Source organism: Mumia sp. zg.B17 (genome assembly GCF_019550915.1).
Classification (GTDB): domain Bacteria; phylum Actinomycetota; class Actinomycetes; order Propionibacteriales; family Nocardioidaceae; genus Mumia.
This window is the reverse complement of record NZ_JAHWCI010000006.1, coordinates 631,846-655,751: the sequence shown is the minus strand read 5'-3', so window position 1 is coordinate 655,751 and position 23,906 is coordinate 631,846. Positions and strand designations below refer to the sequence as shown.

At 70.2% G+C, this 23,906-nt stretch carries 26 protein-coding genes; 15 read left to right on the top strand and 11 right to left on the bottom strand.

Going from position 1 to position 23,906, the window contains the following annotated elements; translation table 11 throughout:
• Nucleotides 1–49 precede the first annotated feature (49 nt).
• The 5 genes from atpA to KV097_RS11610 are packed head-to-tail and all read left to right on the top strand — an operon-like array spanning nucleotide 50 to nucleotide 5,006.
• Nucleotides 50–1,687 (top strand): F0F1 ATP synthase subunit alpha, encoded by a 1,638-nt coding sequence (atpA, locus tag KV097_RS11630; RefSeq protein WP_220344063.1) that lies wholly within the window; start codon nucleotides 50–52, stop codon nucleotides 1,685–1,687.
• 6 nt (nucleotides 1,688–1,693) lie between these two features.
• Nucleotides 1,694–2,626, top strand: coding sequence for a F0F1 ATP synthase subunit gamma (locus KV097_RS11625; protein WP_220344064.1), 933 nt, complete (start codon nucleotides 1,694–1,696; stop codon nucleotides 2,624–2,626).
• Nucleotides 2,627–2,630: 4 nt separating this feature from the next.
• A complete protein-coding gene (gene atpD, locus KV097_RS11620; RefSeq protein WP_220344065.1) occupies nucleotides 2,631–4,070 on the top strand; it encodes a F0F1 ATP synthase subunit beta in 1,440 nt (479 codons plus the stop codon).
• A 31-nt stretch (nucleotides 4,071–4,101) separates the two neighbouring features.
• Entirely contained in the window at nucleotides 4,102–4,494 is a 393-nt protein-coding gene (locus KV097_RS11615) for a F0F1 ATP synthase subunit epsilon (RefSeq protein ID WP_220344066.1), read from the top strand.
• Between the two features lie 47 nt (nucleotides 4,495–4,541).
• Nucleotides 4,542–5,006, top strand: a complete 465-nt coding sequence (locus KV097_RS11610) for a DUF2550 domain-containing protein (protein WP_220344067.1) — start codon at nucleotides 4,542–4,544, stop codon at nucleotides 5,004–5,006.
• A gap of 74 nt (nucleotides 5,007–5,080) precedes the next feature.
• Here KV097_RS11610 and KV097_RS11605 read toward each other — a convergent pair whose 3' ends face one another.
• Nucleotides 5,081–5,653: a cob(I)yrinic acid a,c-diamide adenosyltransferase gene (locus KV097_RS11605; RefSeq protein WP_220344068.1), complete on the bottom strand. Its 573-nt coding sequence runs from the start codon at nucleotides 5,651–5,653 to the stop codon at nucleotides 5,081–5,083.
• Between the two features lie 88 nt (nucleotides 5,654–5,741).
• On the bottom strand, nucleotides 5,742–6,065 hold the full coding sequence (locus KV097_RS11600; protein WP_220344069.1) for a hypothetical protein: 324 nt from the start codon (nucleotides 6,063–6,065) through the stop codon (nucleotides 5,742–5,744).
• Nucleotides 6,066–6,160: 95 nt separating this feature from the next.
• Here KV097_RS11600 and KV097_RS11595 point away from each other — a divergent pair, with 95 nt between their 5' ends.
• The 3 genes from KV097_RS11595 (at nucleotide 6,161) to KV097_RS11585 (ending at nucleotide 9,764) form a co-directional block, all read left to right on the top strand.
• Nucleotides 6,161–8,173, top strand: a complete 2,013-nt coding sequence (locus KV097_RS11595; RefSeq protein ID WP_220365942.1) for a protein meaA — start codon at nucleotides 6,161–6,163, stop codon at nucleotides 8,171–8,173.
• A 123-nt stretch (nucleotides 8,174–8,296) separates the two neighbouring features.
• Nucleotides 8,297–8,821, top strand: coding sequence for a ferritin (locus tag KV097_RS11590; RefSeq protein WP_220344071.1), 525 nt, complete (start codon nucleotides 8,297–8,299; stop codon nucleotides 8,819–8,821).
• A gap of 16 nt (nucleotides 8,822–8,837) precedes the next feature.
• On the top strand, nucleotides 8,838–9,764 hold the full coding sequence (locus KV097_RS11585) for an FAD-dependent oxidoreductase (protein ID WP_220365941.1): 927 nt from the start codon (nucleotides 8,838–8,840) through the stop codon (nucleotides 9,762–9,764).
• A 14-nt stretch (nucleotides 9,765–9,778) separates the two neighbouring features.
• Here the strand turns inward: KV097_RS11585 and KV097_RS11580 are convergent, their stop codons facing one another.
• Nucleotides 9,779–10,348, bottom strand: coding sequence for an SLATT domain-containing protein (locus KV097_RS11580; RefSeq protein ID WP_220365940.1), 570 nt, complete (start codon nucleotides 10,346–10,348; stop codon nucleotides 9,779–9,781).
• A 152-nt stretch (nucleotides 10,349–10,500) separates the two neighbouring features.
• On the opposite strand from KV097_RS11580, the gene KV097_RS11575 reads away from it, so the two are divergent.
• On the top strand, nucleotides 10,501–11,022 hold the full coding sequence (locus KV097_RS11575) for a hypothetical protein (protein WP_301022350.1): 522 nt from the start codon (nucleotides 10,501–10,503) through the stop codon (nucleotides 11,020–11,022).
• Between the two features lie 62 nt (nucleotides 11,023–11,084).
• On the opposite strand, the gene KV097_RS11570 is transcribed toward KV097_RS11575, so the two are convergent.
• Genes KV097_RS11570 through KV097_RS11560 form a run of 3 tightly spaced genes read right to left on the bottom strand, consistent with a single transcriptional unit; the run spans nucleotide 11,085 to nucleotide 12,861 of the window.
• Nucleotides 11,085–11,594: an O-acetyl-ADP-ribose deacetylase gene (locus tag KV097_RS11570; protein ID WP_220344075.1), complete on the bottom strand. Its 510-nt coding sequence runs from the start codon at nucleotides 11,592–11,594 to the stop codon at nucleotides 11,085–11,087.
• Between the two features lie 56 nt (nucleotides 11,595–11,650).
• A complete protein-coding gene (nucS, locus tag KV097_RS11565) occupies nucleotides 11,651–12,328 on the bottom strand; it encodes an endonuclease NucS (protein ID WP_220344076.1) in 678 nt (225 codons plus the stop codon).
• Between the two features lie 35 nt (nucleotides 12,329–12,363).
• The gene (locus KV097_RS11560; RefSeq protein WP_220365939.1) at nucleotides 12,364–12,861 is read right to left on the bottom strand and encodes a hypothetical protein; all 498 of its coding nucleotides are present in this window, start codon (nucleotides 12,859–12,861) and stop codon (nucleotides 12,364–12,366) included.
• Between the two features lie 155 nt (nucleotides 12,862–13,016).
• On the opposite strand from KV097_RS11560, the gene KV097_RS11555 reads away from it, so the two are divergent.
• From KV097_RS11555 to KV097_RS11535, 5 genes are all read left to right on the top strand, one after another.
• The gene (locus KV097_RS11555) at nucleotides 13,017–14,798 is read left to right on the top strand and encodes a 3-hydroxybutyryl-CoA dehydrogenase (RefSeq protein ID WP_308289407.1); all 1,782 of its coding nucleotides are present in this window, start codon (nucleotides 13,017–13,019) and stop codon (nucleotides 14,796–14,798) included.
• 48 nt (nucleotides 14,799–14,846) lie between these two features.
• The gene (locus tag KV097_RS19280) at nucleotides 14,847–15,128 is read left to right on the top strand and encodes a hypothetical protein (protein ID WP_255559418.1); all 282 of its coding nucleotides are present in this window, start codon (nucleotides 14,847–14,849) and stop codon (nucleotides 15,126–15,128) included.
• Nucleotides 15,125–15,271, top strand: coding sequence for an SHOCT domain-containing protein (locus KV097_RS11545; protein WP_220365937.1), 147 nt, complete (start codon nucleotides 15,125–15,127; stop codon nucleotides 15,269–15,271). Before KV097_RS19280 ends, KV097_RS11545 begins: the two co-directional genes overlap by 4 nt.
• Nucleotides 15,272–15,396: 125 nt before the next feature.
• The gene (locus KV097_RS11540; RefSeq protein WP_220344080.1) at nucleotides 15,397–15,798 is read left to right on the top strand and encodes a hypothetical protein; all 402 of its coding nucleotides are present in this window, start codon (nucleotides 15,397–15,399) and stop codon (nucleotides 15,796–15,798) included.
• Between the two features lie 11 nt (nucleotides 15,799–15,809).
• Entirely contained in the window at nucleotides 15,810–16,061 is a 252-nt protein-coding gene (locus KV097_RS11535) for a hypothetical protein (protein WP_220365936.1), read from the top strand.
• Here the strand turns inward: KV097_RS11535 and KV097_RS11530 are convergent.
• The 3 genes from KV097_RS11530 to KV097_RS11520 all read right to left on the bottom strand — a co-directional run bounded on the left by KV097_RS11530 (nucleotide 16,018) and on the right by KV097_RS11520 (nucleotide 20,148).
• Nucleotides 16,018–17,385: a hypothetical protein gene (locus KV097_RS11530; RefSeq protein ID WP_220365935.1), complete on the bottom strand. Its 1,368-nt coding sequence runs from the start codon at nucleotides 17,383–17,385 to the stop codon at nucleotides 16,018–16,020. The two genes, KV097_RS11535 and KV097_RS11530, sit on opposite strands and share 44 nt — an antisense overlap.
• Nucleotides 17,386–17,425: 40 nt before the next feature.
• Nucleotides 17,426–17,650 carry a hypothetical protein gene (locus KV097_RS11525; protein WP_220365934.1) on the bottom strand — a complete coding sequence of 75 codons (225 nt, stop codon included), beginning with the start codon at nucleotides 17,648–17,650 and terminating at the stop codon, nucleotides 17,426–17,428.
• A 62-nt stretch (nucleotides 17,651–17,712) separates the two neighbouring features.
• On the bottom strand, nucleotides 17,713–20,148 hold the full coding sequence (locus KV097_RS11520; RefSeq protein ID WP_220365933.1) for a LuxR C-terminal-related transcriptional regulator: 2,436 nt from the start codon (nucleotides 20,146–20,148) through the stop codon (nucleotides 17,713–17,715).
• A 115-nt stretch (nucleotides 20,149–20,263) separates the two neighbouring features.
• Here KV097_RS11520 and KV097_RS11515 point away from each other — a divergent pair, with 115 nt between their 5' ends.
• Nucleotides 20,264–21,073, top strand: coding sequence for an alpha/beta hydrolase (locus tag KV097_RS11515; protein ID WP_255559417.1), 810 nt, complete (start codon nucleotides 20,264–20,266; stop codon nucleotides 21,071–21,073).
• Here the strand turns inward: KV097_RS11515 and KV097_RS11510 are convergent.
• Both KV097_RS11510 and ccrA read right to left on the bottom strand, forming a co-directional pair.
• A complete protein-coding gene (locus KV097_RS11510) occupies nucleotides 21,061–22,455 on the bottom strand; it encodes a hypothetical protein (protein WP_220344085.1) in 1,395 nt (464 codons plus the stop codon). The genes KV097_RS11515 and KV097_RS11510 overlap by 13 nt on opposite strands.
• 79 nt (nucleotides 22,456–22,534) lie before the next feature.
• On the bottom strand, nucleotides 22,535–23,872 hold the full coding sequence (gene ccrA / locus KV097_RS11505; RefSeq protein ID WP_220344086.1) for a crotonyl-CoA carboxylase/reductase: 1,338 nt from the start codon (nucleotides 23,870–23,872) through the stop codon (nucleotides 22,535–22,537).
• Nucleotides 23,873–23,906 lie beyond the last annotated feature (34 nt).

Here is a 23,906-nt window from a genome sequence, read left to right as displayed (position 1 = left end):
CCCTCCCGAGAACTTCCCCAGCACGATCGAGAAGAAGGCAGGCACTGACATGGCGGAGCTCACGATCCGTCCCGACGACATTCGCGACGCGCTCCAGCAGTTCGTCAGCGACTACAAGCCCCAGGCGACGACCGAGGAGATCGGCACCGTCGCTGAGGCGATGGACGGCATCGCCCGTGTCGAGGGCCTGCCGTCGACGATGGCCAACGAGCTGCTCGAGTTCGAGGACGGCACGCTCGGCCTCGCCCTGAACCTCGACGTGCGCCAGATCGGTGTCGTCATCCTCGGCGAGTTCTCCGGCATCGAGGAGGGGCAGAAGGTCAAGCGGACCGGTCAGGTCCTCTCCGTCCCGGTCGGTGACGGCTACCTCGGGCGCGTCGTCGACCCGCTCGGCAACCCGATCGACGGCCTCGGCGAGGTGGAGACCTCCGCACGTCGTGCCCTTGAGCTCCAGGCACCGTCGGTGGTCGAGCGCAAGAGCGTCCACGAGCCGCTGATGACCGGCATCAAGGCCATCGACTCGATGACCCCGATCGGCCGCGGCCAGCGTCAGCTGATCATCGGCGACCGCCAGACCGGCAAGACCGCGATCGCGATCGACACGATCATCAACCAGAAGCAGTTCTGGGAGACCGGCGACCCGACCAAGCAGGTCCGCTGCATCTACGTCGCCATCGGCCAGAAGGGCTCGACGATCGCCTCGGTGCGCTCCGCGCTCGAGGAGGCCGGCGCCCTGGAGTACACGTCGATCGTCGCGGCTCCCGCGTCGGACTCGGCCGGCTTCAAGTACCTCGCCCCCTACACCGGCTCGGCCATCGGCCAGCAGTGGATGTACGAGGGCAAGCACGTCCTCATCATCTTCGACGACCTCTCCAAGCAGGCCGAGGCCTACCGCGCCGTGTCGCTGCTGCTCCGCCGCCCGCCGGGCCGCGAGGCATACCCGGGTGACGTCTTCTACCTCCACAGCCGGCTGCTCGAGCGCTGCGCGAAGCTCTCGGACGAGCTCGGTGCGGGGTCGATGACCGGCCTGCCGATCGTCGAGACGAAGGCCAACGACGTGTCGGCCTACATCCCGACCAACGTCATCTCGATCACCGACGGCCAGATCTTCCTGCAGTCGGACCTCTTCAACTCCAACCAGCGTCCCGCCGTCGACGTCGGCATCTCGGTGTCGCGGGTCGGCAGCGCGGCGATGCTGAAGTCGATGAAGGCCGTCACCGGCTCGATCAAGGTCGAGCTCGCGCAGTACCGCGCGATGGAGGCGTTCGCGATGTTCGCCTCCGACCTCGACGCCGCCTCGAAGCAGCAGCTGGCGCGCGGCGAGCGGCTGATGGCGCTGTTCCGGCAGGGCCAGTACGAGCCGTTCCCGGCCGAGGACCAGGTCGTCTCGCTGTGGGCGGGCACGACCGGCAAGCTCGACCGCGTCCCGGTCGAGGACGTCCAGCGCTTCGAGTCCGAGTTCCTCGACTACCTGCGACGCAGCGAGCCGGGCATCCTGGACACGATCCGTGAGTCGGGCAAGTTCGACGACGACACCGCGGGCTCGCTCGACTCGGCGTACGACACGTTCGCCGACCAGTTCGAGACCAGCACCGGGGGCTCGATCAAGCCGGGCAAGGAAGAGCACGAGGCTCTCGCCGACGAGGACGTCGCGCAGGAGCAGATCGTCACGCAGAAGCGAGGCTGACCTCTCATGGCCACCTCACTGCGCGAGTACCGCGCGAAGATCAAGTCGACGCAGTCGATGAAGAAGATCACGCGCGCCATGGAGCTCATCGCGGCGTCGCGCATCGTCAAGGCGCAGCAGCAGGCTGCGGCGGCGACGCCGTACGCCCGTGAGCTCACGCGCGCGGTGTCCGCCCTCGCGACCTTCGGTGCCGTCGATCACAAGCTGCTCACCGAGAACCCGGAGCCCAAGCGGGCCGCGGTCCTGGTCATCGCCAGCGACCGCGGGCTCGCCGGTTCCTACTCGTCGGCCGTGCTCAAGGAGTCGGAGCGTCTCGTCGAGAAGCTCCACGCCGAGGGCAAGGACGTGGACATGTACGTCACCGGCCGCAAGGCCGAGGCCTACTTCCGCTTCCGGCAGCGCCCGGTCGTGCAGTCGTGGACCGGGTTCTCCGACCACCCCTCGTACGCTGACGCGCGCGAGGTCGGAGACGTGCTCACCTCGGCGTTCCTCATCGACCCGGAGGATCCCGAGACGGGTGACCCGGAGCGCGAGGTCGACGAGCTGCACGTGGTCTTCACCCGTTTCCGTTCGATGATCAGCCAGACCCCCGAGGTCATCCGGCTGCTGCCGCTGGAGGTCGTCGAGGGGGAGGAGCCGCCCGCAGAGGGCGAGGTCTACCCGCTCTACGAGTTCGAGCCGTCGGCCTCGGAGGTCCTCGACGGGCTCTTGCCCAAGTACGTCAACCACCGGCTCTACTTCTGCTTCCTCCAGGCAGCGGCGTCGGAGCTCGCGGCACGCCAGCAGGCGATGAAGAACGCGACCGACAACGCCGAAGACCTGATCCAGAAGTACACCCGTACAGCCAACCAGGCCCGTCAGGCCGGGATTACCCAGGAAATCAGTGAGATCGTCGGTGGTGCGAATGCCCTCGCCGACGCGACCGCCGGGAGTGAGTGAAACCATGACTGCCACTGTCAACGAGACCACGACGACGGGCCGTATCGCCCGCGTCATCGGCCCGGTCATCGACGTCGAGTTCCCCACCGACCAGATGCCCGAGATGTACAACGCGCTGCACGTCCACACCGCGCTCGACGCCGAGGGTCGCCCGCTCACCCTCGAGGTCGCCCAGCACATCGGTGACGGCATGGTGCGTGCGATCTCCATGCAGCCGACCGACGGCCTGACCCGTGGTGCGGAGGTGCGCGACACCGGCGAGCCGATCTCGGTCCCCGTCGGCGACGTGACCCTCGGCCACGTGTTCAACACGATCGGCGAGTGCCTCAACCTCAGCGAGGGCGAGGTGCTCGACATCAAGGAGCGGTGGGGCATCCACCGCAAGGCGCCGTCGTTCGACTCGCTCGAGCCCAAGACGGAGATGTTCCAGACGGGCATCAAGGTCATCGACCTGCTGACGCCGTACGTGCTCGGCGGCAAGATCGGCCTCTTCGGTGGTGCAGGCGTCGGCAAGACGGTCCTCATCCAGGAGATGATCGCCCGTGTCGCCCGTGACCACGGTGGTGTCTCGGTGTTCGCCGGTGTCGGTGAGCGCACGCGTGAGGGCAACGACCTCATCGCCGAGATGGACGAGTCGGGCGTTCTCGGCCAGACCGCGCTGGTCTTCGGCCAGATGGACGAGCCGCCGGGCGCGCGTCTGCGCGTCGCCCTGTCGGCGCTGACGATGGCGGAGTACTTCCGCGACGTCCAGAAGCAGGACGTGCTCCTCTTCATCGACAACATCTTCCGGTTCACCCAGGCGGGCTCGGAGGTTTCGACCCTGCTCGGTCGCATGCCGTCCGCCGTGGGCTACCAGCCGACGCTGGCCGACGAGATGGGCGTCCTCCAGGAGCGCATCACCTCGACGCGTGGTCACTCGATCACCTCGATGCAGGCGATCTACGTGCCGGCCGACGACTACACCGACCCGGCGCCGGCAACGACGTTCGCGCACCTCGACGCCACGACCGAGCTGAGCCGTGAGATCGCCTCGCAGGGCATCTACCCGGCCGTCGATCCGCTGACGTCGACGTCGCGCATCCTCGACCCGCGCTACATCTCGGCCGAGCACTACCAGGTCGCGACCCGGGTCAAGCAGATCCTGCAGCGCAACAAGGAGCTCCAGGACATCATCGCGATCCTCGGTGTCGACGAGCTGTCGGAGGAGGACAAGACGGTCGTGTCGCGCGCCCGTCGCATCCAGCGCTTCCTCTCGCAGAACACCTACGTGGCGAAGCAGTTCACCGGCATCGAGGGCTCGACCGTCCCGCTCGACGAGAGCGTGGACGCGTTCAAGCGCATCGCGGACGGCGAGTACGACCACGTGGCCGAGCAGGCCTTCTTCATGTGCGGCGGTCTCGAAGACGTCGAGAAGAAGTGGGCCGAGATCCAGAAGAGCTCCTGACCCGGCACGTTCGTAGAGAAGGAGTCCTCTGATGGCAGGCACACTGCACGTCGAGCTCGTCAGCGCCGACCGGCTGCTGTGGTCGGGCGAGGCGACGTCGCTGCTCGCACGCACGCTCGACGGTGACATCGGCATCCTCCCCGGGCATGCCCCGGTGATGTCGTTGCTGGCCGACGGCGTCGTCGAGATCGACACCGAGGACAAGGAGACCTGGGTCGCGGCTGTCGACGCCGGCTTCCTCTCGGTCGCCATGGACCGGGTGTCGATCCTGGCCGAGAGCGCGGTGATGTCGCACGACATCGACCTCGAGCGGGCCAAGAACGACCTCTCCCGGATCAAGTCCGCAGGCGTGGACGACGACGAGGCCGCTGAAGAAGTCCGTCGTCTCGAAGCCCGCATCCGTGCGGTCGAGATGGCGTCCTGAGGTCGTCCGAAGAATCCTGACGTAGTCGCCGAGGGAGGAGGGCACACATGCCGGTCTGGTTGTGGGTGCTCGACTCCCTCGGCGTGCTTCTGGGCCTGGCGGTCCTGGCCGTGCTGGCGCTCGCCGGACGGCGTCGGGTGCTGGCCCGCGGTGGCAGCACCTTCGACCTGAGCGTCAACCGTCGTCCGGAGTCCACTCGTGACGAGGGCGACCCGCGTGGCTGGACCCTCGGGATCGGCCGCTACAACGACAGCTATCTCGAGTGGTTCCGGACGTTCTCGTTCTCACCACGCCCGGTCCTGCGCTTCGAGCGCGGGCACGTGGAGGTCGAGCGCCGCCGCCGGCCGGTGGGCTCGGAGACCTACGCGCTGCACGCCGGCAACACGATCGTCGAGTGCATGCTCGACGGGGGCGTCCCGATCCAGCTCGCACTGAGCCCGCAGGCCCTGACCGGGCTGCTCGCGTGGCTCGAGTCCTCGCCCCCCGGGCGCGAGGTCAACAACGTCATCTGACCGCGGGTCACTTCCTGCCGCTCGCGGGTCACTCTCTGGCGTCCGCGGGTCACTCTCTGGCGTCCGCGGGTCGGTCAGCGCTCGCCGCCGGGCACCCAGAGCACGTCGCCGGCCTCGCGGTTGGCGTAGCGGGCGAGGATGAACAACAGGTCCGACAGCCGGTTGAGGTACTTCGCGGTAAGGACGTTCATCGTCTCGCCGTGCTCCCCGATCGCCGCCCAGGCGCTGCGCTCGGAGCGGCGGCACACCGTACGGGCGATATGGAGGACCGACGCCGCCGGGGTGCCCCCGGGGAGAATGAAGGAGCGGAGCGACTCGATCTGCTCGTTGTAGTGGTCGCACCAGCCCTCCAGCCGGTCCACGTAGTCCGGCTCGACCCGAAGCTGCGGGTACTCCGGATTCTCGACCACCGGGGCACCGAGGTCCGCGCCGACGTCGAACAGATCGTTCTGCACCCGCGCGAGCACCGCGTCGACGTCGTCGTCGAGCGTCCCGAGCGAGCGAGCGAAGCCCAGCTGGCTGTTGAGCTCGTCGGTGTCGGCGTACGCGATCAGGCGCAGGTCGAGCTTGGAGGTCTTGCTCATGTCGACGAGCCGTGTCGTCCCGTCATCGCCGGTGCGGGTGTAGATGCGGGTGAGGTTGACCATGGCGACACCCTATGTCGGCGCCGTGACCCGCGAGCGAAAGAGGGTGACCCGCGGCCTCCAGAGGGCGACCCGCGAGCGAAAGAGGGGGTCACGGGCGCTGGGGACGCTGACCCTCCGCGATCCAGGCCCGGGCTACGTCGGCCTGGGTCTTCCAGGCGAGCACCAGCCAGCCCCGTATCTCGTCGTGGGCGACGTTCGCGCGGACGCCACGGGCGCGCAGCCGTTGCGCCGTGACGTCGGCGCCATGCTGGTCCTTGCAGCGTGCCACGGGCACGAGCATCCCGTACGAGGGGAGGCGGATGCGCTTGCCGGGCGAGTGCGCCCACCTCAGGATCAGCGCCAGGCCGCCGATGGCGAGCAGAGTGAACAGCGGGACGAAGAGATAGTCCACCACCGAGCCGCTGTTGGTCATGTCTTCAGTGTGCACCTCTTGGCGGAGGATGTGACCCACGTGACTCCGCTCACGTGGGTGTTACTCGTCGGTCACGAGGAACTAACCTAAGCCGCATGGCCGACTCGACCCACCGTGATCGCCCCTGGGTGATGCGCACGTACGCCGGACACTCCTCGGCGACGGACTCCAACGCGCTCTATCGACGCAACCTCGCCAAGGGGCAGACCGGTTTGTCGGTCGCCTTCGACCTCCCGACCCAGACGGGCTACGACCCCGACCACGAGCTGAGCCGGGGAGAGGTGGGCAAGGTCGGCGTGCCGATCCCCGACCTCGGCGAGATGCGCCGTCTCTTCGACGGGATCCCGTTGAAGACGATGAACACCTCGATGACGATCAACGCGACGGCGATGTGGCTCCTCGCGATGTATCAGGTCGTCGCCGAGGAGCAGGCGCACGACGCCGGCGAAGACCCGCAGGAGTGGGTCGGGCAGCTCGCCGGGACCACGCAGAACGACATCATCAAGGAGTACCTGTCGCGCGGGACGTACGTCTTCCCGCCGGAGGCGTCGATCCGGCTGACGACCGACATGATCGCCTACACGGTCGTCACCATGCCGAGGTGGAACCCGCTCAACATCTGCAGCTACCACCTGCAGGAGGCCGGCGCTACCCCGGTGCAGGAGCTCGCGTACGCCCTGTCGACCGCGATCGCCGTGCTGGATGCCGTCCGCGACGCCGGTCAGGTGCCACCGGAGGAGTTCGAGAAGGTCGTCGGTCGGATCTCGTTCTTCGTCAACGCCGGGGTGCGGTTCGTCGAGGAGACGTGCAAGATGCGCGCCTTCGGCCGGCTGTGGGACGAGATCACCCGCGAGCGGTACGGCGTGCAGGACCCGAAGATGCGCCGGTTCCGCTACGGCGTCCAGGTCAACTCCCTCGGGCTCACCGAGGCGCAGCCCGAGAACAACGTGCAGCGCATCGTGCTGGAGATGCTCGGGGTGAGCCTGAGCAAGGACGCCCGTGCGCGCGCGATCCAGCTCCCTGCGTGGAACGAGGCCCTCGGTCTCCCGCGCCCGTGGGACCAGCAGTGGTCGCTGCGACTCCAGCAGGTGCTCGCCTACGAGTCCGACCTCCTCGAGTACGACGACATCTTCGAGGGCAGTCACGTGATCGAGGCGAAGGTCGCCGAGCTGGTCGCTGGCGCCAAGGAGGAGATCGATCGCGTCCAGGCCATGGGCGGCGCGGTGGCGGCGGTCGAGTCGGGCTACATGAAGCAGGCGCTGGTCGCCTCGCACGCGGCGAGGCGCGCCAAGATCGAGGCCGGCGACCAGCTCGTGGTGGGGGTCAACGCCTGGAAGGAGACCGAGGAGTCGCCGCTGACGGCCGACCTCGACGCGGCGATCCAGACCGCTGACCCGCTCGCCGAGGCGAGCGCGATCGAGCGCGTCGCCGCGTGGCGTGGCCAGCGCGACGAGTCGGAGGTCGCCGAGGCTCTCGAGCGGCTCCGTGCCGACGCCAAGACCGACGCCAACCTCATGGACGCGACGCTGGTCTGCGCGCGTGCCGGAGTGACGACGGGTGAGTGGGCCGGTGCTCTGCGGGAGGTCTTCGGTGAGTTCCGTGCACCGACCGGAGTGACGGGAGTGGTGGGCATGAGCGAGGGCGGATCCGAGCTCACGGCCGTGCGCGAGCGCGTGCGGGCGACGGGCCAGGAGCTCGGCGGACGTCTTCGCCTGCTGGTCGGCAAGCCCGGGCTCGACGGGCACTCCAACGGGGCCGAGCAGATCGCCGTGCGCGCGCGTGACGCCGGTTTCGAGGTCGTCTACCAGGGGATCCGGCTGACGCCGTCCCAGATCGTCGCCGCCGCGGTGGACGAGGACGTCGACTGCATCGGGCTCTCGATCCTCTCCGGGTCGCACATGGAGCTCGTGCCGGATGTGCTCGAGCAGCTCCGCGCGGCCGGCGTCGGTGACGTACCGGTCGTCGTCGGCGGCATCATCCCCGAGTCGGACGCACGCCGGCTGCGCGAGGCCGGTGTGGCCGCGGTGTACACGCCGAAGGACTACGGGATGACGCAGATCATGGACGACATCGTCGACGTCATCCGGCGCGCGAACGATCTCGACTGACGCCGCCTGCACCTGCGCCTCCGAAGGCTAGCCAGTCCTTGCTGGATGCCCGCTCCCGCTCGCACTAGCGTCGGGGGTGAGGCAGACGACAGAGGGTCGGAGGCCGCAGCGAGGAGTGCAGTCATGGCATCGGAGAAGTTCGCGGCGTTGCTCAACGAGCAGGTCGGTCACGAGTTCGCGGCGCATCAGCAGTACGTGGCGATCGCCTGCTACTACGACGGGCTCACCATGCCCCGCATGGCGTCGCTGTTCTTCCAGCAGGCCGTCGAGGAGCGCGACCACGCGATGATGATGGTGCAGTACCTGCTCGACGCGGACGCCCCCGTACGCATCCCGGGCGTCGCCGATCCCACCAACGACTTCGCCGATGTCGTCGCGCCGGTGGCGCTGGCGCTGGCCCAGGAGAAGCGGGTCACCGAGCAGATCAACGAGCTGACCCGGGTGGCGCGAGACGAGAACGACTTCGCCTCGGACCAGTTCATGCAGTGGTTCATCAAGGAGCAGGTGGAGGAGAACTCCAAGATGAGCGACCTTCTCGCCGTCGTCACGCGCTCCTCTGAGGACCTCGAGGCCATCGAGCACTGGGTGGCGCGCGAGGAGAAGCCGGAGGCGGCCGATCCCACGGCCCCACCGGTCGCCGGAGCCTGACGCCGGGGGTGGGCGCGTGCGTGTGCTGGTCGTGGGAGCCGGGGTCACGGGGCTGACCTGCGCCGTGGTGGCGGCCGAGCGTGGCCACCAGGTCGACGTGCTCGCACGCGACCTGCCGCAGGAGACCACGTCCGCGATCGCCGCCGCCTGCTGGCACCCCTCTCTCGTGCACCCGGCCGACCGCGTGCTCGAGTGGTCGCGACGGACGTACGAGGTGATGGCGGCGCTCCCCGGTTCGTCAGGGGTGAGGAGACGGCGGTCGACCGAGCTCGTCGCCGATCCCGCCTCTCGCCCTTGGTGGGCCGACGCGGTCCCCTCGCTCCACACGCTCGCCGAGGTGCCGGAGGGCTTCGGTGCGGGGTGGGCGTTCGACGGTCTCGTGGCCCACATGCCGACCTATCTCGACTACCTCGTACGCCGGCTCGCCGAGAACGGTGGCACGCTGACGCGGATGGCGCTGCCCGCGCTGCCACGTGGGGCCGACGTGGTCGTGAACGCCTCCGGACTCGGGAGTCGCCTCCTCGCCGCGGACCCGACGACCGTGCCGATCCGTGGTCAAGTCGTACGCCTGGCGCCGGTGCCGGGCGTCGACGACGTGCTCCTCGCCGACGGACCCAGCGGTCTGACGTACGTCGTCCCTCGCGGCGAGGACGTCGTCGTGGGCGGCACGAGCGAGCTCGACGTGTGGGACCTCGCACCGCGCGACGCTGACACTGCCGCCATCCTCGCGCGGGCCGGCGCGGTGGTGCCGCAGCTCCAGGGTGCCCCGGTGCTGGGCGTACGGGTCGGGTTGAGGCCGGCACGGCCGAGCGTGCGTGTGGAGCGGGAGGAGCGCGATGGGGCGAGCCCGGTCGTCCACTGCTATGGCCACGGCGGCGCCGGGGTGACGCTGTCGTGGGGCTGCGCGCGGGAGGTCGTCGACCTGGCGGAGTCCGCAGGCTGATCGGCGCGTACGGATCAGCCTGCGGTGAGCTCCTTGACGGGCTCGTCGTCGATCTCGGTCTGGGGCACCCCTCCGTGCGGGGCGTCGGTGGCCGACGCCGGGACCGGGAGGTGCGCGCCCGGGCGCAACTGGTCGTCGGCGCGTCGCGTCGTGCGGTGGGACAGGCTGGGCGCGCGCGCCTCGATGCGGGTCCACTCGTGACGGATCTCGGCCAGGCGGTCGTCGGTGATCCGCTCGGAGAGGATGGCCTGCTCGAGCTGGCGTCGCAGATCGCCGTACTCGGCGGCGGCGCGCTGGTGCGCGGCGATGACGTCGGCGTCGTCGGCCACGGCGTGCAGCAGGGCGGTGGCGGCGGCGAGGGCGGCTAGCGTGCCGGCGCTGACCTGCAGCCAGGTGCGGCTCGTCCCCAGGGCGGCGGTGAACGCGGCTGCGGCGGCCAGTACGGCGACCAGCACGGTCACCAGCGCGAGGGCGCGGTGGCGTCGTCGAACCGCCTTCGCGGCAATCCGGTGGGCCTCGTGGCCGAGCCGGATGCTGCCGAGCCACTGGATGACGGTCGGCTCGTCGCCGCGGTAGGTCCACACGTCGAGCGATGCTAGCGATCCTCCCCACCCGTCGAAGGAGATTGCTGACACCCACCCTTCGGCCGGTAGCCCGAGCGTCTGCGGAGAGCGGACAAGCGTTGCGTGTGGGAAAGCATCGGCGTAAGCCTGATTACATGATTACGCAGCAGCAGGTGGATGAGATTCGTGGATGGTTCGCCGGGAGGCTTCCCGACGGCCTGTTCGAGAGGCTCGTCGGTGTGACCGTGGATCGCGAGGAGATCGTCGTCATCGGCGAGATTCCGGGCCCGGCGCTTGACGCCGGCGCCTCGGACGCGGAGCGCCGTGGGGCCGTGGAAGGCCGTGTCCGGGAGTTCAGGGAGCGTACTCGCGCCGACCGCATGGAGATCGCCCGGGAGGCTCAGCACCGTTTCGACCGGACCGTCTCGTGGGGCGTCGAGTGCGACGGCACCCGCGCGCTCTACACGCACCTCGCCTCGCCCGTGATGACGCGACTTCGCCAGCCCGAGCGGCAGGTCCTCGACACGTTGATCGCGGGCGGGGTCGCACGCAGCAGGAGCGAGGCCCTCGCCTGGTGCGTGCGTCTGGTCGAGAAGCACGCCGACACGTGGCTCGACGAGCTCCGGGAGTCGCTCGAGAACGTGCAGCGGGTACGGCAGCAAGGCCCCGACGCCGGTCCCGGCAACGACGGCTGAGCCGCGACCCAGCGCGCAGCCGCAGCCGCAGCCGTAGCCGTAGCCGTAGCCGTCTGCACGGATCAGTCGACGGCGCCGCGCAACAGCCGCTCGGGGGCGGCGCCGAAGGCGACCATCACCACGCGTTCGACCTCGGTCGTCGCCTCGCGCAGCGAGGAGACCGCGACCTCCACCGCGTCGTCGAGCGGCCAGCCGTACGCGCCGGCCGAGATGAGCGGGAAGGCGACGACTCGCGCCTCGAGCTCGTCGGCGACCGCGAGGCTTCTCGTATAGGCCGACCGCAGCAGCGGCGTACGGTCCTGCTCGCGCGACCACACCGGGCCGACCGTGTGGATCACCCACCGCGCAGGAAGCTGTCCGCCGGTCGTGGACACAGCCTCCCCGGTCGGGAGCCCGTCAGGATGCGTGGTTGCGCGAAGCTCACGGCAGGCCTGGAGGATCTCCGGCCCGCCGGCCCGGTGGATCGCGCCGTCGACGCCTCCACCCCCGAGCAGCGAGCTGTTGGCCGCGTTGACGATCGCGTCGGCGCGCACGGTCGTGATGTCGCCCTGGACGACCTCGATCCGGATCATGTCTCCTGCTTACCGGATCGAGGCTCCTGAGACACGTCCTCGAACCAGACCGGGTCCTAGAAGAGGCGAAGCGACGGGTCGTCGATCCCGCGCAGGGCGTCGTAGTCGACGACCCGGCACTCGATCCCGCGGTCGAGGGCGAGCGTTCGGGCCTGTGGCTTGATCTCCTGCGCCGCGAAGATCCCACGGACGGGCGCGAGGCGAGGATCGCGGTTCATCAGCTCGAGATAACGGGTGAGCTGCTCGACGCCGTCGATCTCGCCGCGCCGCTTGACCTCGACCGCGACCGACGCGCCGCCGGGGTCCCTGCACAGAAGGTCGACGGGACCGATTGCCGTCATGTACTCCCGGCGTACGAGGGACATCCCGTCACCGAGGGTGGTGGGGTGCTCGGCCAGCAGCTCTTGGAGGTGCTTCTCCACGCCGTCCTTCTGGAGACCGGGGTCGACACCGAGGTCGTGGCTGGAGTCGTGGAGCATCTCCTCGATGAGGATGCGGAGGGTGTCGTCGGACTTGGTTGCCGACACGGTCCACTCGATCGCACCGTCCTCGGTCTTACCTTCGCGCAGTGCGGCGGGCGGACTCATCCAGTTGAGGGGCTTGTAGGCCCGGTCGTCGGAGTGGATCGAGACCGAGCCGTCCGACTTCACCAGGATGAGCCGTGTGGCCATCGGGAGATGGGCGGTGAGACGCCCGGCGTAGTCGACCTGGCAGCGGGCAATGACGAGTCGCACCCGGACAACCTACAGGGGCCGGCGGAGCCTGGACGTCAGCGGACGCGGACGAGGACCGTCCCCTTGATCGTCAAGGTCTTGGCGCGCAGCCTGCCGCGCGTGGTGATGCCGTCGCCGCCCTTGAGGACGACCCGCTTGCCCTTGAGGCGCCACGTGCCGGAGCGGATGTTCTTGACTCCGGCGAAGTCGTCGACGAAGCGACCGCTCTTCTTGATCCGCAGGACCCACTGGAGATCACGGTTGCGCCAGACTCCGACCGGCCCGCGACCCGCTTTGGCCGCGGAGAGCTCGTCGGCACTGGGAGTCGAGGGAGCGCTGGCCGTCGGCGACGGTGCTGGCGTGGTGGCCGTGGTCGGCGTGGGCGTGCTGCTGGAAGCGGTCGCGGTCGTCTCGGTGGCCGGCGGCTCCGGCGACGCGGAGGTTTGATCGGCCGACCCGCTGGTGGTATCGCCGTCGCCACAGCCGGCGAGCGCGAGGAGAAGGGCGAGGGCGATGGCGGGGGCGCGGCGGGGAGGTTCGTCGAGGCGGCGCATCAGGCCATGCTAGGGGCAGGGACGTGCTCCGGCCCGGAACTCCACAGGCCAGGCGTGACCTGAGTCACGGCGCGGAGATGCCCATGCCTGCCAGACTCCGGATGACCGGTAGTAACCTGCCAGTAACTTACGTCCCAGAGCATCAGGAGCCTCCCGTGGCGCGCGAGATCAACACTGTCGGAGTCGTCGGCCTGGGCACCATGGGTGCCGGCATCGCGGAGGTTCTCGCCCGCAACGGCATCACCGTGCTCGGGATCGACCGGGACGAGGAAGCGCTCGCGCACGGGCGCTCGACCATCGAGCACTCGACGCAACGTGCCGCCGAGCGCGGCAAGCTCGAGACGGCCGAGCGCGACGCACTCCTGGGCCGCATCTCCTACGCCACCGATCTCACGGCGCTCGCCGAGGCCGACCTCGTGGTCGAGGCGGTCGTCGAGCAGCTCGACGTCAAGATCGACGTCTTCCAGCAGCTCGACAAGATCGCGCGCGACGACGCCATCCTCGCCTCCAACACGTCCGCGCTGTCGGTGACCGAGATCGCGTCGAGCACCAAGCTCCCGAGCCGCGTCGTCGGTCTCCACTTCTTCAACCCCGCGCCGGTCCAGGACTTCGTCGAGGTCGTCCGCACCGTGGTGTCCGCCCCGGACGTCGTCGAGGACGCGGTCGCGCTCGCGCAGCGCCTGGGCAAGAGCCCGGTGACGGTCGGCGACAAGGCGGGCTTCATCGCCAACGCGCTGCTGTTCGCCTACCTCAACCACGCCGCCTCCATGTACGAGGCGCAGTACGCCACGCGCGAGGACATCGATGCGGCCATGCGCCTCGGCTGCGGCTACCCGATGGGGCCGCTCGCGCTGCTCGACCTCATCGGGCTCGACACCGCGTACGAGATCCTCGAGACGATGTACCTCCAGGACCGCAAGCGTGTCCACGCTCCCGCCCCCATCCTCAAGCAGATGGTCACGGCCGGGCTGCTCGGCCGGAAGTCGGGCCGCGGCTTCTACACCTACGCCGAGCCGTACTCCTCCGAGGTCGTCGCGGACGCCACGACGCCGTCGTCGGACGCTGCGCCGCAGCTGCGGCGCGAGATCGGCCTGGTCGGCGTCGTCGGCACCGGCACCATGGCGTCGGGGATCGTCCAGGTCTTCGCGAAGGCCGGGTACGACGTGGTCTACGTCGGCCGTACGACCGAGAAGGTCGACGGCGTCCGCGCTGCGATCGCGAAGTCGATGGACAAGGCGATCTCGCGTGGACGGGCGAGCGAGGACCAGAAGGCCGAGATCCTCGCCCGGCTCACCGGCAGCACCGAGCGGGAGGCGCTGGCCGACGTCGACATCGTCGTCGAGGCGATCGCCGAGGACCTCGACGTCAAGCTCGAGCTCTTCCGCGACCTGGACCGCATCTGCAAGCCGGGCGCGATCCTCGCCACGACCACCTCGTCGCTCCCCGTCATCGCCTGCGCGTCGGCGACCGACCGTCCGCAGGACGTCATCGGGATGCACTTCTTCAACCCCGCGCCGGTGATGAAGCTGGTCGAGGTCGTGTCCACGGTCGCGACCGCCGACGACGTCACCGAGACGGTCACCGCGCTCTGTGCGAACGTCGGCAAGCACGCCGTCTCGTGCGGCGACCGTGCGGGCTTCATCGTCAACGCGCTGCTCTTCCCGTACCTCAACGATGCGGTCAAGATGCTCGAGGCGCACTACGCGACCGCCGACGACATCGACGTCGCGATGAAGCTCGGCTGCCGCCTGCCGATGGGACCGTTCGAGCTGCTCGACGTGGTCGGCAACGACGTGTCGCTGGCGATTGAGCAGACGCTCTTCCGGGAGTTCCGCGAGCCGGCCTGGGCGCCGGCGCCGCTGCTCGAGCACCTCGTGACGGCCGGATACCTCGGTCGCAAGACGGGACGCGGGTTCCGCGAGTACGCCCGCCGCTGACCCGTGCGGGCCGGCCGTCCCCGTGCGGCCGGCCCGTACCCTGGGCTCATGTCGCGCCGCCGCCGTACGCCTCGTGGTCCTCGCGGTGCAGCCCCGCCTCTGAACGGAGGCAACCAGCGTGTCGAGGAGCGTACGGACGGTGACTGGGTGGTCCGGTCCATCACCGGCTCGTCGTCGACCAAGACCTACGTCTGCCCCGGTTGCTCGCAGCAGATCCGGCCCGCCACGCCGCACGTGGTCGTCTGGCCGCTCGAGCCGGGTCTGTTGAGCGCGTCGGGCATCGAGGAGCGGCGTCACTGGCACACGCCCTGCTGGCAGCGCCGCCGTTGACCGGTGGCAGGCCCAGCGCGCCCGCCGAGTCGGGCGGCACCGACGCGGTGAGCCAGCTCGAGCGCCTCGCCGCCCTGCAGCAGCAGGGCCTGCTGACGCCTGAGGAGTTCGCAGCGCAGAAGGCCAGGATCCTCAACGGCTGAACGCTCGAACCTCCCGGTGCCGGGCCGGGAGCGAATCACCCCACGGGAGTGATGCTGTCCCGCCGGTGCGCCGACAGGCTGAGGTCATGCGGCGGGGTGGCCGCCGCCTCACGAAGGAGACACGTATGTCCACCCGCAACGCGGCAAGCAACCCATGGGCACAGGGCATCACGATCTTCGCGGCGTCGATGCTCGCGATCGTCGGTTTCGTCCAGATTTTCCAGGGCATCGCTGCCATCGCCAAGGACGACGTGCTCGTCCGGACCCAGGACTACGTCTACGCGTTCAACACGACCACGTGGGGCTGGATCCACCTGGTGCTCGGCGTGCTGCTGATCGTGATCGCGTTCGCGATCATGTCGGGCAACGCGTTCGCGCGGGGCGCCGGTATCGGCATCGCGATCCTCTCGATCATCGCCAACTTCCTGTGGCTGCCCTACTACCCGATCTGGGCCGTCGTGATCATCGCTTTCGACGTCGTGGTGATCTGGGCACTGACGGCCTACTCAGCAGACTTCGAGAGCTGACGGAGCCCGCCATGACGAGCGCCTCGCCCAGTCGCCCCAACTCCTTCGAGATCGTGGTGCGGGGACATCTGAGCGAGGCGCTCGTCGCTGTGCTGGCGGCCCTGCGGCTGCGCGTCGAGACCGAGGGGCCGGTGTCGCTCCGCGGCACGTTCCGCGACCGGGCCGAGCTGATGGGGGCGCTCCAGGCGCTGGAAGAGCTGGGCGTCGAGCTCCTCGAGGTCAGCCCGTCGGTGGAGACGGCGGGGGAGGCGGACGCGAGCTGACAGGGTCGGTGACTACAGGGGCAGCGGTGCGGGGTCCGGCCACCACCTCGAAGACGACGATCCCGAGGACGGCAAGAACGACGATGAGCAGCGCGCTTCCGCCGGTCGGGTGGTCGAGCATGACGTACCAGAGGACCGCGATGCCGACCACGGCGCCGCGGACGCCGTTGCGGTAGGTGGCGACGAACGTCGCCACCGGGCCGCGCCGGATCCCGCTGCGCTCGCGCAGGCGGGCGGCGAGCCCGGCAGCGCCGGTCCGGATCGCTGCCCCAGGGCCGGCACGCGCGAGCAGGAACGCCGTGACCGCGACCGCGAGGGCGACGACGAAGACCGCCCGCAACGCGGTGCGGATGAAGCCGATGAGCTGGTCGTAGACCACCGCAGCCGCCTCGGCGGGTAGGACGTCGTCCGGGACCGCGTCGAGGTAGAGCGGACGCACGAGGTTGAGCACGAGGCCAAGCAGGACCATCGAGACGGCGACCGCGAGTGCCGCCGCGAGCAGCGCGCGCCGTCGGTCGCGCGCGACGAGGACCGCGGTGGCCAGCAGGACGAGGCCGAGGACGGGGAGCACACGTGCGGACGTCTCCAGCCAGCTGAACCACGTCTGGGCCTGGCCGATGTCGTCGGACGCGAAGAGGACGAAGGTCGCGTCGACCTCCGGGATGCGCTCGGCAAGGGCGAACCCGCGGTCGACGAGGAGCTGTTTCGCCGTCTCGACGATCGACCCGATGTTCACGCTGACCTCACCATCCTGGATCGCGATCCGGTCTGCGCCCTTCCCGGTGAGGACGGCGACAGCGCTTTCGTGCGCCCTGCGGTTGGCGGTGACCCACGCCTCCTCGAAGGCGTCCGACTCGACCACACGCTCGACCGTGTCGCGGACGAACTGCTCGACGGCGTTGGACAACGGGACGGCGAGCGCCGGAAGGAGCGGAGCGGCGCGCGGCGGGATGAAGCTCTGCTGGGAGAGCGCCGAGAGCGCGTCGGAGGTCACGTCCTCGATCCTGAGATTGGTGACGATCACCGTGGTCACGGCGTCGGCGATCGCCCCCTGGATCGCCGGTTCGGTGGCGAGCGGGGCGACGGTCTCGACGTAGCGGTCGCTGTCCCCGATCTCGTCGTGCGCCCAGGTGGCGACCACCGACAGGGGAGCGGTGAGAGCACCGAGGACGACCAGCACGGTCACCAGCGGGGTGCGCCACCAGCCGGCGCGTCCGTGGTCGGCCTCACGCTCGTCGGTGCCGGGCGGCGACGCGCTCAGGCGCGCGCGGAGCTCGTCGACCTCGGCGCGCAGGCGCGCCAACTCCTCGTCCGGCGCACTCATGACGGGCTCCCCCACCCCGGCGGAGTGAGATCGCGGTCGGTCACGGGAGCTGTCGGACGGAGACCAGCGCGAGGCCGAGGTCGTCGAGGGCGAAGAGCAGAGCGTTGAGCTGGGCCAGGTCGGCGAAGTCGCCCCGCAGCACCAGGTGGTCGCCGCGCGGCGCGATCTCGAGCCCGCGACGCACGAGCTCCGCCGCGACCCTCTCAGACGCCGCCCCACCTTCGACGACCACCTCGTACGACGACGCGAAACCGTCCCGGGCCATGGCCTCAGTGTGCGGGACACGAGGCGGTGACGGTTCACCCCTGGCGGGCGAGATGTTCCCACTCACAGCAGCCCGCACTGCTGGGCCTTCAGGACCGCCTCGCGTCGCGACTCCACGCCCAGCTTGTGGTAGATCGCGCGCAAGTGCGTCTTGAGGGTGTTGCGCGAGATGAACAGGGCCTCGCACAGGTCGGACTGGTCCATCGCCGTCGGCAGGTACTGCAGGATCTCGTTCTCGCGGGATGAGAGGGCGACCACCAGGCCGAGGCTGTTCCCAGGGCGCTCGTCGCGCAGCTCGACGAGCAGCCGAGCCACCAGCGGGCCGTTCGTGCCGCGGCGGGCGCGCTCGGCGGTCAGCATCTCGATGGCGGACGTGCCGAGCTCGCGCCACGGGCGTCGCCAACCGTGCCTCTCCGTGCTCACGAGCGCACGCCGGAGGAACGCCGTGCCCCGCGCAGAGGGGCCCTGGGCGAGCTCGATGACGGCAGCCGTCGCGGCGATCCTGACCGCCAGATCCTCCGGCACCTCCACCTCGTCGGCGAGGACCACCTCGAGCTCGTCCGGCGCGGCCTCGCGGCGGGGCCGCTGCAGCACGGAGGTCGCTGCGATCCACAGGTCGTACGGCGTGCGGTCCAGCACCGAGCAGTGCTCGGCTGCTCGGTCGACGGCGGCCGTCGCCGCGGCCGCGTCGCCCTGAGCCAGCAGCCTGGTGACCCCGGCGAGCGCCGTGTGCCGCGCCACCAGCCAGGTTGACCCATCTGGGAGCTCTCCGAGGAGCACGTCCCGGGGCGGCGGCCCGTCGCTCGCGCGCGAGGCGACGGTGCGGTGGAAGGCCTCCAGGAACCGCACCGGGAGAAGGCCAAGGGGTGGGTCGGACGAGAGCGCGTCGTGGTGCGTTGGCACCGTCGCGCCTCCGCGCTCCATCGCGAGCCACTCGTCGACAACCGCCGTCGCGCCCGGCACCGTATCGTCGGCGGCCGCGCGGAGGAGGGCGATCGATGCGTCGGCGGCAGCGGGATCTCCCCTGCCGACGGCAGACCACATCCGTACCTCCGCCTCGCGAGCCTCCGAGAGGGGAAGCTCGCCACGACTGACGTGGCGGGCGGTCGCCAGATGGCCCGCGGCGCCACCGGTGTCTCCGCGGAGCGTCATCAGCAGGCCGTAGGTCGAGGCCCACGTGGCCTGCAGCGCCGCGGCCGGGGAGTGCGGCGACGAGCCGCCCTCGGAGAGGCGAGGCTGGGGACTGCCGAGAGCAGCCGCGGCGTCGGTGACGTGGCCGTCGATCAGTGCCAGGCGCGCCAGGCACAGGCGCCGCAACACCTCCAGGCGCTCGGAGGTGATGCTCCGGCCGACCGCGCCCCTGCCCTCGCCCAGCTTCTGACGGCTCAGGAGCACGTCGTCGGCGCGCAGCGCCTGCACGGCCGCGAGCACGCGCAGCCGGTCGTCTGCGAGGACCTCGACCTCCGGAACGGCGTCGATGACCTGGTCGCACGACGTCCAGTCGCCGTCACCGAGAGCCGTGCACGCGAGCGCCACCGCGCAGTCGACGGCGATGTCCCAGGAGCGAGCATGCAGGGCGTGCGCGGCCGCCGCACGAGCGTCACCTCGCGCCGCGGACCACCGGGCGGCTACGTCGTGGAGACCGGGGAGCCGGCCCGGCGACTGCCGCTCCACCTCGCTGAGAAGCAGCTGCCGGAGGAGCTGGTGATAGCGGAAAAGACCGGTCTCGCCGTCGACCGAGACGAAGCCCACGCGGTGCGTCACCTCGTCGAGCACCGCCGCCGCATCCTCTCGTCCGGACAGACGGGCGGCGAGGTCGGTGTCGAACCGCACCGGTACGGCGGTGGTCCGCAGGAAGTCGACCAGCGAAGGGTCGAGGGTGTCGAGCACGTGCGCGAGGAGATAGCTGCCTGTCGGCGAATAGGCGCCGGTCGGGGTGGGGGCGACCGGATCCTGGGTGGCGCAGAGACGGACACCGGCGGGCCAGCCATCGGTCTGGTCGTGCAGCGCCTGGGCCTGCTCGTGGTCGAGCCGACGCCCTGAGCGGCTGGCGACGCGGGCCACCTCGCCGACCGTGAAGGCGAGCTCGCCGGCCCGGACCTCCGAGACACGCCCCGCCAGACGAGCAGGATGGAGGGCGACCAGAGGGTCGAGGCGTGCCACCAGCACCAGGGGCGCCGCCACCCGTGCCGCCTCGCACGCGCGGGTGAACGACGGGCCCCACCCCGCAAGGTGGGCGTCGTCGATGACGACAGGGCGCCCGCGGTGGAGCTCCCTGGTCGCCGTCTCCCAGGGCCGGGTGCCGCTGCCGTCGAGCCACGCGGCGTCCGGCGCGTGCTCGTCCGCCCACTGGCGCAGCAGGGTCGTCTTCCCGTACCCCGTCGGTGCGGCGACGAGCGTCACCGGTCGCCGCGTCGCGCGATCGAGTGTGGCGAGCAGTCGGCGACGGACGATGACCCCCTCGTCGACGAACACCTGCTGGTGCGCCTCCAACGCCATGCCCGCCCCCTGGTGCCGAGCGGCTGCACCCCCGTGCGCGCTGGCACCTCGGAGGCTAGCTGCACCGGACCTGCCCCGCACGGCTCTTGCCGCCGCGGAACGTAGGCTGACAGGCGTGAAAGACGCTCAGGTCATCCGCGGCAACTCGGTTCTCCCTGCCCGCCGCACCCCCATCACCCTCCACACCGCCGACGGGTTGAACCTCGTCGGAGAGCTGGCGCTCCCGCTGGAGCGCGAGCCGGTCGCGACGATGGTCTGCCTCCATCCGCTGCCGACCCACGGCGGCATGATGGACAGCCACCTCTTCCGCAAGGCTTCGTACCGCCTTCCCGCGCTCGCCGACATCGCGGTCCTTCGGTTCAACACCCGCGGCACCACCAGCGTGCAGGGGACGAGCGGCGGCGCGTTCGACGAGGCGCAGGGCGAGCGGTACGACGTCGCTGCGGCGATCGAACTCGCCGACTTCGAGGATCTTCCCGACATCTGGCTCGTCGGATGGTCCTTCGGCACCGATCTCGCGCTCAAGTACGGGCTCGACGCCGAGGTACGCGGCGCGGTCCTCTTGTCGCCGCCGCTGCGCTACTCCGACGACGCCGACCTCGACGCCTGGGCGCAGTCCGGCAAACCCCTCGTCGCGCTGGTCCCCGAGCACGACGACTACCTGCGTCCCGCCGAGGCCGCAGAACGCTTCTCCCGGGTGCCGCAGGCCGAGGTGATCGGCGTGGACGGCGCGAAGCACCTCTGGGTGGGCGACTCAGAACGCGTGCTCGACGAGGTCGCCTCTCGCCTGAACCCGCGTGTCTCCGTCCCGCTGCCCCGTCAGTGGTCCGGTGACATGCAGCAGGCCGACGCCTCGGCGTACCGCGACCAGACGGTCGCGGCGTTCGAGAGCGTCGGCCCGCAGCCTGGCGATCAGGAGGCCTGAGACTCCTCGTCGTCCTCGGCGAGCTCGGCTGCCGCCGGGCCGCCGAGCTTGGCACGGCGCACGCTGCGCTCGGCCGTCGGGCGATCTGTCGGCGTGCCGTCGACCACGGTGGAGTCGTTCTGGACGGCCGGGACGATCGTGGTGGCGTCGTGCGCACGGGAGTCGGTGCCCGCGCGGTCGATCTCCTCCAGGTCGGGCTCCTCGGCCGCTGCGGTGGCCTCCTCGACGGCAGCGGCGACCTCGTCGGCTGCCGCGGCGACCTCGGCGACGGCCGGCGCGGGAAGCGCCCCCGCCTTGTCGGTCTCAGCGTCGCTGTCGAGCGCGTCGAGACCCGCGAACGAGCCGATGACCTCGCGCAGCTTGGTGAGCTGGGTCTTGACGGCATCACGCTTGGCGACGAGCGAGTCGAGCTCGTGTCGGACCGTCGAGATCTGCTTCTCGGCATCGGCGCGCGCCTGGGCGAGCGAGTGCTCCGACTGCGTACGAGCGGTGTGCATGATCTGCTCGGCCTCGCGGCGCGACCGAGCGACCATCCGCTCGGACTCGGCCTTGGTCTCCTCGCGGCGCTTGGTCGCGGCGGCGATCGCCTCACGCGCCCGCGACTCGGCGGCTGCGGCGCGCGACTCGGCGTCGGCGATCATCCGCGAGGTCTGCTCGGTCGCGACGGCGTGCGACTCGGTGGCCTCCTTGGCCATCCGCTCCTTCTCGAGGGCGAGGACCCGGCGCGCCTCGGTCAGCTCGCGGTCGGCGGCGGCGCGGACCTGCTCGGCCTCACGCGTCGCGGTGAGGCGCGCGGAGCTCGCGGCCTGGTTGGCTGCCAGCTGGATCTGCTCGGCCTCGCGCTTGGCCTTGGCCAGGACGTCGTCGGCCTCGGCCAGCGCGAGGGCACGCTCGCTCTCGGCCTCGGCCAGGAGGCGCTCACGGGTCTCCTCGACGTCTGCGAGCTGCACGGCGCGCAGGTCGTCGGCCTCCTTGGCCGCCGACGCCTTGATGGCCGTGGCCTCGGACTCGGCGACACGACGCAGGTCGTCGGCCTCCCGCCTGGCGCGTTCGAGCATCTCGGCCGACTGCGACTCGGCAAGCCCCAGCAGCTCAGCAGCGCGTCCACCGAGGCCGGCGTAGCTCGGCTTGTTGTTCTCGGTGAGCTGGCTCCGCAGGTCGGCGAGCTCGGTCTCGAGGCGCGCGATCTTGGTCTCGGCCGCCTGGACCGCCGCCTGCGCCCGGGAGAGGTCGCTGCGGTGCTGGTTGAGGTAGGCGTCGACGGCGTCCTTGTCGTAGCCGCCGCGACGGACCAGAGGGAAACCGGCCCCCGTCGCCGGGTCACCGGTCGTGCGGGCGTACGAGTCGCCGTCTGAGGAGTAGCTGCCGTAAGGGTCTGACATGGGGTGCCTTCAGTTCGTAGTTCGGGGTGAGGTCGCTCCGCCAAATCCTAGCGCGACCTCACCCCGCCCCTCACCGTGTTCAGACTCCTCGGAACCGGTTGATCTCGTCGATGTGGCGAGCGCGCTTCTCGGTGTCCCGGACGCCGAGGCCCTCCTGGGGGGCGAGGCAGAGGACGCCCACCTTGCCCTGGTGCGCGTTGCGGTGCACGTCGAGCGCTGCCTGGCCGGTCTCCTCCAGGCTGTAGACCTTGGAGACGGTCGGGTGGATCATGCCCTTGTCGATCAGCCGGTTGGCCTCCCAGGCCTCGCGGTAGTTGGCGAAGTGCGAGCTCAAGATGTTCTTGAGGTTCATCCAGAGGTAGCGGTTGTCGTACTGGTGCATGTAGCCCGAGGTGGAGGCGCAGGTGACGATCGTGCCGCCCTTGCGGGCGACGAAGACGCTGGCGCCGAAGGTCTCGCGGCCCGGGTGCTCGAAGACGATGTCCGGGTCGTCCCCGCCGGTCAGCTCGCGGATCTTGGCGCCGAAGCGCTTCCACTCGCGCGGGTCCTGCTCATGCTCGTTCTTCCAGAACTTGTAGCCCTCCGCCGACCGGTCGATGACCAGGTCGGCACCCATCGACCGCACGATCTCGGCCTTCTCGGGGGAGGACACGACGCAGACCGGCGTCGCTCCACCGTTGAGGGCGAACTGGGTGGCGTACGAGCCGAGGCCGCCCGAGGCGCCCCAGATCAGCACGGTGTCGCCCTGCTTCATGGCCGCACCGTTCTTGGACACGAGCTGGCGGTAGGCGGTGGAGTTCACCAGGCCGGGGCTCGCCGCCTCCTCCCACGAGAGGTGGGCGGGCTTCGGCATCAGCTGGTTGGCCTTCACGATCGCGACCTCGGCCAGGCCGCCGAAGTTGGTCTCGAAGCCCCAGATCCGCTGCTCAGGATCCATCATCGTGTCGTTGTGGCCGTCGGGGCTCTCCAGCTCGACCGACAGGCAGTGCGCCACGACCTCCTGGCCCGGCTTCCAGGCGTTGACGCCCGGGCCGGTGCGCAGCACGACACCGGCAAGGTCGGAGCCGACGACGTGGTACGGCAGGTCGTGACGCTTGGTGTACTCCGACAGGCGGCCGTACCGCTCGAGGAAGCTGAACGTCGAGAGCGGCTCGAAGATCGAGGTCCACACGGTGTTGTAGTTGATCGAGCTGGCCATGACGGCGACCAGCGCCTCCCCGGGCGCGAGCTCGGGGACCGGGACGTCATCGACGTGCAGGCTCTTGCGAGGGTCCTTGTCACGGGTGGCGAGGCCCTCGAACATGTCGACCTCGTCCTTGTGGACGGTCACGCCCCGGTACGACTCGGGCACCGAGATGTTCGCGAAGTCCTCGCTCGAGGTGTCCCCGGCCATGATGGCGTCGAGAATGTGCTGCACGTCGTCCTCCAGAGTTGTGCCGCGCGGATGCGTT

Coding starts and splice junctions, on each gene's coding strand:
- atpA (WP_220344063.1), top strand. CDS start 50: ATGGCGGAGCTCACGATCCGTCCCGACGACATTCGCGACGCGCTCCAG.
- KV097_RS11625 (WP_220344064.1), top strand. CDS start 1,694: ATGGCCACCTCACTGCGCGAGTACCGCGCGAAGATCAAGTCGACGCAG.
- atpD (WP_220344065.1), top strand. CDS start 2,631: ATGACTGCCACTGTCAACGAGACCACGACGACGGGCCGTATCGCCCGC.
- KV097_RS11615 (WP_220344066.1), top strand. CDS start 4,102: ATGGCAGGCACACTGCACGTCGAGCTCGTCAGCGCCGACCGGCTGCTG.
- KV097_RS11610 (WP_220344067.1), top strand. CDS start 4,542: ATGCCGGTCTGGTTGTGGGTGCTCGACTCCCTCGGCGTGCTTCTGGGC.
- KV097_RS11605 (WP_220344068.1), bottom strand. CDS start 5,653: ATGGTCAACCTCACCCGCATCTACACCCGCACCGGCGATGACGGGACG.
- KV097_RS11600 (WP_220344069.1), bottom strand. CDS start 6,065: ATGACCAACAGCGGCTCGGTGGTGGACTATCTCTTCGTCCCGCTGTTC.
- KV097_RS11595 (WP_220365942.1), top strand. CDS start 6,161: ATGGCCGACTCGACCCACCGTGATCGCCCCTGGGTGATGCGCACGTAC.
- KV097_RS11590 (WP_220344071.1), top strand. CDS start 8,297: ATGGCATCGGAGAAGTTCGCGGCGTTGCTCAACGAGCAGGTCGGTCAC.
- KV097_RS11570 (WP_220344075.1), bottom strand. CDS start 11,594: ATGATCCGGATCGAGGTCGTCCAGGGCGACATCACGACCGTGCGCGCC.
- KV097_RS11560 (WP_220365939.1), bottom strand. CDS start 12,861: ATGCGCCGCCTCGACGAACCTCCCCGCCGCGCCCCCGCCATCGCCCTC.
- KV097_RS19280 (WP_255559418.1), top strand. CDS start 14,847: ATGTCGCGCCGCCGCCGTACGCCTCGTGGTCCTCGCGGTGCAGCCCCG.
- KV097_RS11540 (WP_220344080.1), top strand. CDS start 15,397: ATGTCCACCCGCAACGCGGCAAGCAACCCATGGGCACAGGGCATCACG.
- KV097_RS11535 (WP_220365936.1), top strand. CDS start 15,810: ATGACGAGCGCCTCGCCCAGTCGCCCCAACTCCTTCGAGATCGTGGTG.
- KV097_RS11530 (WP_220365935.1), bottom strand. CDS start 17,385: ATGAGTGCGCCGGACGAGGAGTTGGCGCGCCTGCGCGCCGAGGTCGAC.
- KV097_RS11525 (WP_220365934.1), bottom strand. CDS start 17,650: ATGGCCCGGGACGGTTTCGCGTCGTCGTACGAGGTGGTCGTCGAAGGT.
- KV097_RS11520 (WP_220365933.1), bottom strand. CDS start 20,148: ATGGCGTTGGAGGCGCACCAGCAGGTGTTCGTCGACGAGGGGGTCATC.
- KV097_RS11510 (WP_220344085.1), bottom strand. CDS start 22,455: ATGTCAGACCCTTACGGCAGCTACTCCTCAGACGGCGACTCGTACGCC.